Genomic DNA, 7,915 nt, shown 5'->3' on the forward strand with positions numbered 1-7,915 from the left:
CGTGCGTGCCGCCCTGTTCGCCCTGACCGTCGCGGGAATCCTGGCGACGGCCTTCGAGCTGGCCAGCGAGCGGCACTGGAACAGCTCGGAGCAATTGATCCCGTGGGTGGCCCTCGCGGTGCTCGCGGTGGCCACGGCGCTGACCGCGCTGCCTACCCGCGGCGCGCAGCTGATCTCTCGCGTCCTGGTGCTGGTCGTGCTCGGCGCGTCAGCCTACGGCGTGCTCGATCACATTGCGGTCAACCATGATTCGGGCCCACTCGATCAGCGCTACGCCGACACCTGGGAAACCATGCCGGCCGCTCAGCAGTGGTGGTACGCCGCGACCAAGACGGTCGGGCCGGCGCCGACCCTGGCACCTGGCGTCCTGGCGCAAACGTCGCTGTTGTTGTTGCTCGCGGGGCTGATCAAACTGCCGCCCCGCGAGCCCGAAGCCTAGAAGTCCCAGTCCTCGTCTTCGGTGTTGACGGCCTTGCCGATCACGTAGCTCGACCCCGAACCCGAGAAGAAGTCGTGGTTCTCGTCGGCGTTGGGGCTCAGCGCCGACAGGATCGCGGGGTTCACGTCGGTCTCATCCTTGGGGAACAGCGCCTCGTAGCCGAGGTTCATCAACGCCTTGTTGGCGTTGTACCGCAAGAACTTCTTGACGTCTTCGGTGAGCCCGACCTCGTCGTAGAGGTCCTGGGTGTACTCGACCTCGTTGTCGTAGAGCTCGAAGAGCAGTTCGTAGGTGTAATCCTTGAGCTCCGAACGCTTTTCCTCGTCGACGAGGGCCAGCCCGCGCTGGTACTTGTAGCCGATGTAGTAGCCGTGCACGGCCTCGTCGCGGATGATCAGCCGGATCATGTCCGCGGTGTTGGTGAGCTTGGCCCGGCTGCTCCAGTACATCGGCAGGTAGAAGCCCGAATAGAACAGGAAGCTCTCCAGCAACGTCGAGGCCACCTTGCGCTTGAGCGGCTCGTCACCCTTGTAGTACTGCATGACGATCTCGGCCTTGCGCTGGAGGTTCGGGTTTTCCTCCGACCAGCGGAAGGCATCGTCGATCTCGGCGGTCGAGCACAGCGTCGAGAAGATGTTGCTGTAGCTGCGAGCGTGCACCGACTCCATGAACGCGATGTTGGTGTACACCGCTTCCTCGTGCGGGGTCAGCGCATCGGGGATCAGGCTGACGGCGCCGACCGTGCCCTGGATGGTGTCCAGCAGCGTCAGGCCGGTGAACACCCGCATGGTCATCTGCTTCTCATGGGCGGTCAGCGTGCCCCAGGACGGGATGTCGTTGGACACCGGCACCTTCTCCGGCAACCAGAAATTACCCGTCAGCCGGTCCCAGACCTCGGCATCCTTGTCGTCCTGCAGGCGGTTCCAGTTGATCGCTGACACGCGGTCGATCAGCTTCATGCCTTCGCTCACCAGAACTCCATTTCCCCAGGTCGCATTGTCCGCCTCGACACTACCCCTGGTGTCACCGCCCAGCGGTTACCGCAACACCTTGTGTTTTCGTGTCGCGCCCGTCCCGCAGGAAGTCGAACTCCGACGGGTCCAGATTGCGGGTGGCCAGCCAGTACTGCCAGGTCATGCCGCTCCACAGGGTGCGGTTGACGCCGTGTTCGTCCATGTACCAGCTCTTGCAACCACCGGTGTTCCACACCGTGCCGGTCAGGTCGTGCTGCAGCTCGGCGTTGAACGCGTCCTGCGCGGCCCTGCTCGGCGCGAGCGCCTCGGCACCGGCCTTGTCCACCGCCGCGATCGCCTGCCCGACGTAGCGGATCTGCTGCTCGATCATGAACACCACCGAATTGTGGCCGAGGCCGGTGTTCGGTCCCAGCAGGAAGAAGAGGTTGGGCATGCCGGCCACGGCGATGCCGCGGTGCGCCTCGACGCCGCTGCGATTCCAGCGGTCCACCAGGTCCTCGCCACCGGGCCCCTTGACGTCGACATAGGTATACGAATCGGCGACGTGGAATCCGGTTGCCCACACCACGACGTCCACCGGATGCTCGACGCCGTCGGCGGTGACGATGCCGGCCGGGGTCATGCGCGCGATGCGCTCGGTGATCACCTGGGTCTTGGGATTGGCGATGCCGCGATAGTAGGTGTCGGAGTTGAGGATTCGCTTGCAGCCTGCGCGATAGTTGGGCGTGAGCTTACGGCGCAGCTCCGGGTCTTTGATGCTGCGGTTGATGTTGTAGCGGCCCATCATCTCGCCGATCTTGAGCAGGCGAGGCTGTTGGGTCATGGCGAACCCGACGCCCTCGTGGATCCAGTAGATCGCGGCGCGCAGCAGCGCCCGGGTGCCGGGCACGTAGCTGAACACACGGCGCATCCACAGCGGGAAGGTGTTGTTGACGCGCGGCATCACCCACGCCGGGGTGCGTTGGTACAGCTGCAGTTCGGCGACGTCTTTGACGATCTCAGGCACGATCTGGATGGCACTGGCGCCGGTGCCGACGACCGCGACGCGCTTACCGCGGATGTCGACGCTGTGGTCCCACTGCGCGGAATGGAAAGCCACCCCGGTGAATTCTTCACGGCCCTCGACCTCGGGGATCTGCGGGATGTGCAGAGCGCCGGCGCCGGACACGAGGAACTGGGCGATGTACTCCTGGCCGGTGTCGGTGTAGACGTGCCAGCGCAGTTCGTCGTCGTCCCAGTGCGCACGGTCGACGTGGTTGTTGAACCGGATGTAGCGGCGCAGCCCGTACTTGGCCGTCACCCCGAGCAGGTAGTCCTGGATCTCGGGCTGAAACGACCACATGTGGCTCCAGTCGGCCTTCGGCTCGAACGAGAACGAGTACATGTGCGACGGGATGTCACAGGCACAGCCCGGGTAGGTGTTGTCTCGCCAGGTACCGCCGATTTCGCCGGCCTTCTCCAGGATGAGGAAATCCACCCCGCGGCGCTGCAACTCGATGGCCATACCCAACCCGGAGAACCCACTGCCGATGATCAGTGCCCTGGTCCGGACGGGTTGCTGGGTGTGCGCAGATTGCTCGGCGGCCGTCATGACTTCAGGTCCTTTCCTGGGAACACCGGTACCGGATACTCGCCAGTCTGCGGACCTGAGACCCGGCTGTCAACGAATCCGGTCAGCCAACGTGTTCGCGACGTTGCACGCCCTCGTGCAGTGGCAGATCAGGGTCGATCCAGATGCCCAGCAATTCACAGGTGCCGTTGATCGAGCCCACCATGATGGTGGTGAGATGCGCGACGAACTCGTCGATCGGCATCCGGCGCGGGCTGTCCAACTCACTGCCCAGCCACCAGTCGGTGGCCGATGCCGCCGCACCGAACATGGCGAACGCCGCCAGCTCCATCGCCGCCCCGTCGAGCTCCATCTCGCGGAGCTCGTTGGAGAACATGTCGGCCATCGCCAGGGTGATTCCGCGACCCTCGTTGAGCGCCCGCATGGTCGACTCGCTCTGCTCGGCGAAGCGCCCCTGGATCAGGAAACGGAGCACGTTCGGATGTTCGTCGACCAGGCGGACGTACTGCTCGACGCTGCGTCGGATGACCTCGCGGGCCGGATCGGCGGCCAAGTTGATCGACGGGAAGATGGCCGCCCACAGCATGTCGCGCAGCCGCTCGCCGATGGCCTGGAACAGGTCGGACTTGTCGGCGAAATGTCGGTAGATCTTCGGCTTCGCGGTGCCGGCCTCCTCCGCGATCTCCCGCAGGCTCAGCTCGGGACCCAGCCGGTCGATGGCTCGGAATGCGGCCTCGACGATTTCGGACCGCACCCGCTTTCGATGCTCACGCCAGCGTTCGCTGCGGGCGTCTACCTTGACGCCCGCTTCGCCGCTGGTATGTGGTCTCACCCCTCGCCGCACGCGATCACTGTACTCGCCCTGATAGCGCTGACCTGCCCAGACCGTCCCGTAATCCGCAAACAACCCCTCTGAGCGGCGATTGTCCCCGTCACGCCGGACACAGCAGGCTTCGGTACTATCGCTGCGACACTCAACCGATGAGACGAGGCTCATGACGCAGCGATACGACCTGGTCATTGCCGGTGGCGGCCCATCCGGGTCAGCGGCGGCGTGGCAGGCCGCTCAGACCGGCGCCAAGGTGGTCGTCCTGGACAAGGCGCAGTTCCCGCGGGACAAGCCCTGTGGCGATGGTCTCACCGCCCGGGCGGTGAGCTACCTGCAGAAGATGGGCTTGGCCGACGAGGTCGCCAAGTTCCATCGGATCAACAGGGTCACCGTGTACAGCCCCAGCGAGTGGGAGCTGTCGTTCCCGCGCCGTCCAGGCATGCCCAACCACGGCCACACCGTCAGCCGTACCGAATTGGACACTCTGCTGCTCAAGCACGCCGAATCGGCCGGTGCCGAGGTGCGTCAGGGCTCCGAGGTGGCCGGCCCCGAGATCGACGCCAACGGTCGAGTGGTGGGCGTGGTGCTCAAGAGCGGCGAAAAGGTGTTCGGCGACGCGGTCATCGCTGCCGACGGCGCCTACTCCCCCATCAAGCGAGCGCTGAAGATCGACTCGGAGTACAACGGTTACTCCGCGATCGCCATCCGTTCGGAGATGCACGCCAACCGGCCCGACTCCGACACCTTCGACATCTATCTCAAGCTGATGTTCCAGGGCGATCAGCTGCCCGGTTACGGCTGGGTGTTCCCGATGGGCGGCGGCCGGTTCAACATCGGCCTCGGCTACGTCAACAGCTACAAGAACTGGCAGTCCATCAACGCCACCCAGTTCCTCGGCGACTTCCTCAAGACGCTTCCCCGCGAATGGGAACTGCCTCCGATCGAGGAGCTCAAGAAGAACAAGAGCGTGCGGGCCTGGCGACTGCCCATGGGCTTCACGGCCTGGCCGCCGTGGCGTCCCGGTGTGCTGTTCGTCGGCGACTCGTTGGGTGCCGGTAAGCCGGTGTCCGGTGCGGGTATCTCCAAGGCCCTCGAATCCGGCTTGACTGCGGGCGAATGCGCCATCGCGGCGCTCACCAACGGTGGGCCCGACGATTTCACGAACTACGCGCAGCGCATGCAGGCGACGTGGGGCCGGGAGTACCGCCGCGGCCGCTTCTTCCACAAGCTCGCGGGGATTCCGGGGGTCGCCGGTGCGGGCCTCAAGGCGTTGGACAACCACACCTTCCGCGATCTGCTGCTGAAGTCGATGTACAAGAAGGCGCAGAGCCCGCAGCACACGTAGTCCGCCGACTGTGCCCAGTGGCCAGTTACGCACGCCCTTGCAAATTCGGCGTCGTGACTGGCCACTCGTCGTTTGAGACGGCGTCAGTGGCGGCCGCGCCCAGCACGCCCCGGTTTGCGGGCCACCTTGCCCGCCGCGGCACGAGCGGCCTGCTTGGCGAGCGTCTTCTCCCGTGCGGTGCGTTTCACCACGGGCTGGGCCTGCCCCCGAGACGAACCAGGTTTGCGGCCCCGCACGATCCCGATGAACTCCTCGACCAGATCCGTCTGCGGCCCCTCCGGGAAGGCGAGCGCGACAGGACATGTCGGCGCATCGGTGATCGGGCGGTACGTCAGGTCCTTGCGGTGATACAGGCGCGCCAGAGACTGCGGAACGATGAGCGCGCCCATCCCCGCGGCGACGAGTTCTATTGCGTCCTCGGTGGTCTCGGGCCGGTAATCGACCGGGACGCCGGGTGCACCCGGCCAGGCGACGACGTCGTCGAGTGGCCGCAGTGTCGGCTCACCGTCCAGGTCGTCGACGGCGATCGCATCGACAGCGCTGAGGAGGTGATCGGTCGGCACCACGGCGACCGTCGTCTCGTCGTAGAGCGGTATGACAGCCAACCCGGATGTGTCTGCAGGCAGCCGCAGCAACGCCACGTCGACCGTGCCTGTCCGCACCGCCTCGGCCGCGTCTGCCGCAGTGACGGGAGTCAACCGCAGCGGAACCTCGGGGTGACGCTCCGCCCAGATCCGCGCCCATTTCGCAGGCGTCCCGCCGGGCACGTACCCGAGGGTCAGGGAGAGCGAGGTCACCGCCTCAGGCTACCGATAGGCTGATGCCATGAGCAGGCCGAACGCGCAGTCCATGAAACCCGCCACCGCGGCGAAGAAGCTGGACGTGTATTTGCCCGCGACGCCTGCGGAGTTCCAAGAGAAGCCCATCACCCGCGATGAGCTCGCCGCGCTGCAGGCGAACCCGCCGCAGTGGCTCAAGGACCTCCGCAAGAACGGGCCACACCCCAAGAACCTCGTCGCCGCCAAGCTGGGCATCTCGATCGCCGGCCTTACCCGTGGCGGCGTCGAGAAGGCGCTCACCACCGAGCAGATCGATCAGCTGCTCGCGGAGAAACCCGACTGGCTCGTTGCCGAACGCGAGAGCTACCAAGACGTGCTCCGCGAGCAGCGGCGCATCAAGGCGCTGCACGCCGACCAGGCCCGCGAGAGCTGATCCTGCCGATAGCTCAGCGGCTGATGCAGGTGAGGAGGAACCGCGCAATCGCGGTGGCCCTCATGGCAATCGCGTGCGCGACGGGGTGTTCGCACGTTGTGACGGGGCAACCGCTAGCCGGCGGCGAGGTCACCTCTGTGCCCAACCGGAACAAGCCGGTCATGGAATGGCGTGACCATGTCCTGCCGTCGGATTGCCTGCTCACCGGCCGGCAGATGTCGGACCTGGCGGGCGTCGACGTCGACGACGGTCGCGACACCGACATCAAGAACACAGACGGGACCGTCGGGCACAACTGCAGCTACTACGCCACCGAAGGTGGGGTGCTGTCGTTCACGGCGTCGATCAAGGTCCAGTCACCTGCCACCGGAGTGATCACCGAACAACTCCTTGCCGGTATCGGCGAACCGGGAGCGACGGTCGTGCCCGGTATCGGTCGACGCATGATCATCGAACCCCTCACGCGCCCAGGCGATTTCCCAGTGATGCGGGTAGCCACCGACAAGTATCTGGTGAACGTGGTGCTGGTGGTCGGTAACATCGCCGCCCCACCCGACGTGGCGTCGTGGACCACGGCAGCGTCCGAATTGCTCGCATCGCTGCCCGCCTGACGCGAGTTACCCTCAGCTGCAACACGTTTGACAGCTCGCCACTCGGAACCGACGAGACCGTGTCCCCGCTTTGGTCTACGGTCTCACCGTGGTGTGGACCGAAGTGACACCCGAACTGTGTGAGGTGTGCGGCGCCGAATTCGGGCCCGGCACAGTACTGGTCGGCTGGCGGCCAGGGTCGCCCGGCTGTCGGACGTACTGCTGCCGGGCCTGCGACCACATCACGCAGGTGCCGGCCGATCAGATTCGGCACCGCTGGGTGGCGGACCGGTCGCGCAGGCGCCAGGGGTGACCCATGCACGCGCCTCGATACGCGGTGCCATAAGGCTGCACACGTGGATTTGGCTTTTGTCGGCAATTCGATGGATTGGCGCCGCACAACTGCGAACAACCAAAACGCAATATGCACGTGGATATAAAAATGCCCGGGCCCCCAATGTGTGATTGGGGGCCCGGGGCTTAATGCGTGTTCGGCGGTGTCCTACTTTTCCACCCGTGTGGGTAGTATCATCGGCGCTGGCAGGCTTAGCTTCCGGGTTCGGGATGGGACCGGGCGTTTCCCTGCCGCTATGGACCGCCGTAACTCTATTCACCCGTTTCTGGGTGTACATCTGTGTGTGTTTTGGTGGTGGAGTGTGGTGACCCCTGTGTGGGGGTGACGTGTGGTGTGGTTGCGAGGCTTGGGTGTGCGTCTTACAGGTAACCCAACAGGGTGTTTGTTGGTTGTTGTAAGTTTTCGGCCGGTTAGTGCCAGTTCCCTGCGCCTATTGCTAGGTGTCTAGGTCTGGTCTATCGATCCCGTGGTCTGCGGGGGGCCTTATCCCACTAAATGGGTGAGAAGCCTGGTCTTGGAGGGGGTTTCCCGCTTAGATGCTTTCAGCGGTTATCCTGTCCGAACGTGGCTATCCAGCCGTGCCCCTGGTGGGACAACTGGT

General features: G+C 65.0%; 9 protein-coding genes and 2 rRNA genes. 5 read left to right on the forward strand and 6 right to left on the reverse strand.

All coding sequences use genetic code 11. The features are described from left to right. Position 1 precedes the first annotated feature (1 nt). Entirely contained in the window at positions 2–439 is a 438-nt protein-coding gene (locus RMCB_RS20865; RefSeq protein WP_062830344.1) for a hypothetical protein, read from the forward strand. Here RMCB_RS20865 and nrdF read toward each other — a convergent pair. The 3 genes from nrdF to RMCB_RS20880 all read right to left on the reverse strand — a co-directional run bounded on the left by nrdF (position 436) and on the right by RMCB_RS20880 (position 3,827). Continuing rightward, the gene (gene nrdF / locus RMCB_RS20870; RefSeq protein ID WP_036422030.1) at positions 436–1,398 is read right to left on the reverse strand and encodes a class 1b ribonucleoside-diphosphate reductase subunit beta; all 963 of its coding nucleotides are present in this window, start codon (positions 1,396–1,398) and stop codon (positions 436–438) included. The two genes, RMCB_RS20865 and nrdF, sit on opposite strands and share 4 nt — an antisense overlap. 64 nt (positions 1,399–1,462) lie before the next feature. Then, entirely contained in the window at positions 1,463–3,004 is a 1,542-nt protein-coding gene (locus RMCB_RS20875; RefSeq protein ID WP_062830345.1) for a flavin-containing monooxygenase, read from the reverse strand. 82 nt (positions 3,005–3,086) lie between these two features. Beyond that, positions 3,087–3,827, reverse strand: coding sequence for a TetR/AcrR family transcriptional regulator (locus RMCB_RS20880; RefSeq protein WP_029366142.1), 741 nt, complete (start codon positions 3,825–3,827; stop codon positions 3,087–3,089). A gap of 151 nt (positions 3,828–3,978) precedes the next feature. Here RMCB_RS20880 and RMCB_RS20885 point away from each other — a divergent pair, with 151 nt between their 5' ends. Further along, positions 3,979–5,157 carry an NAD(P)/FAD-dependent oxidoreductase gene (locus RMCB_RS20885; RefSeq protein ID WP_062830346.1) on the forward strand — a complete coding sequence of 393 codons (1,179 nt, stop codon included), beginning with the start codon at positions 3,979–3,981 and terminating at the stop codon, positions 5,155–5,157. An 83-nt stretch (positions 5,158–5,240) separates the two neighbouring features. On the opposite strand, the gene RMCB_RS20890 is transcribed toward RMCB_RS20885, so the two are convergent. Then, on the reverse strand, positions 5,241–5,954 hold the full coding sequence (locus RMCB_RS20890; RefSeq protein ID WP_062830347.1) for a LysR family substrate-binding domain-containing protein: 714 nt from the start codon (positions 5,952–5,954) through the stop codon (positions 5,241–5,243). A 28-nt stretch (positions 5,955–5,982) separates the two neighbouring features. Here RMCB_RS20890 and RMCB_RS20895 point away from each other — a divergent pair, with 28 nt between their 5' ends. The 3 genes from RMCB_RS20895 (at position 5,983) to RMCB_RS20905 (ending at position 7,272) form a co-directional block, all read left to right on the forward strand. Next, a complete protein-coding gene (locus RMCB_RS20895) occupies positions 5,983–6,369 on the forward strand; it encodes a DUF5997 family protein (RefSeq protein ID WP_062830348.1) in 387 nt (128 codons plus the stop codon). 137 nt (positions 6,370–6,506) lie between these two features. Beyond that, entirely contained in the window at positions 6,507–6,980 is a 474-nt protein-coding gene (locus RMCB_RS20900; RefSeq protein WP_131805562.1) for a hypothetical protein, read from the forward strand. An 88-nt stretch (positions 6,981–7,068) separates the two neighbouring features. After that, on the forward strand, positions 7,069–7,272 hold the full coding sequence (locus RMCB_RS20905) for a hypothetical protein (protein ID WP_131805563.1): 204 nt from the start codon (positions 7,069–7,071) through the stop codon (positions 7,270–7,272). A 176-nt stretch (positions 7,273–7,448) separates the two neighbouring features. On the opposite strand, the gene rrf is transcribed toward RMCB_RS20905, so the two are convergent. Together rrf and RMCB_RS20915 are read right to left on the reverse strand one after the other, a co-directional pair. Further along, positions 7,449–7,562: ribosomal RNA gene (gene rrf / locus RMCB_RS20910) — 5S ribosomal RNA — on the reverse strand. A gap of 141 nt (positions 7,563–7,703) precedes the next feature. Beyond that, positions 7,704–7,915, reverse strand: a 23S ribosomal RNA gene (locus tag RMCB_RS20915); the annotation flags it as partial.

It is taken from the genome of Mycolicibacterium brisbanense, assembly GCF_001570425.1.
Lineage (GTDB): Bacteria > Actinomycetota > Actinomycetes > Mycobacteriales > Mycobacteriaceae > Mycobacterium > Mycobacterium brisbanense.

Bases quoted from the DNA above. Each gene is read 5' to 3' on its own strand.
- nrdF (WP_036422030.1), bottom strand. From the start codon at position 1,398: ATGAAGCTGATCGACCGCGTGTCAGCGATCAACTGGAACCGCCTGCAG.
- RMCB_RS20875 (WP_062830345.1), bottom strand. From the start codon at position 3,004: ATGACGGCCGCCGAGCAATCTGCGCACACCCAGCAACCCGTCCGGACC.
- RMCB_RS20885 (WP_062830346.1), top strand. From the start codon at position 3,979: ATGACGCAGCGATACGACCTGGTCATTGCCGGTGGCGGCCCATCCGGG.
- RMCB_RS20895 (WP_062830348.1), top strand. From the start codon at position 5,983: ATGAGCAGGCCGAACGCGCAGTCCATGAAACCCGCCACCGCGGCGAAG.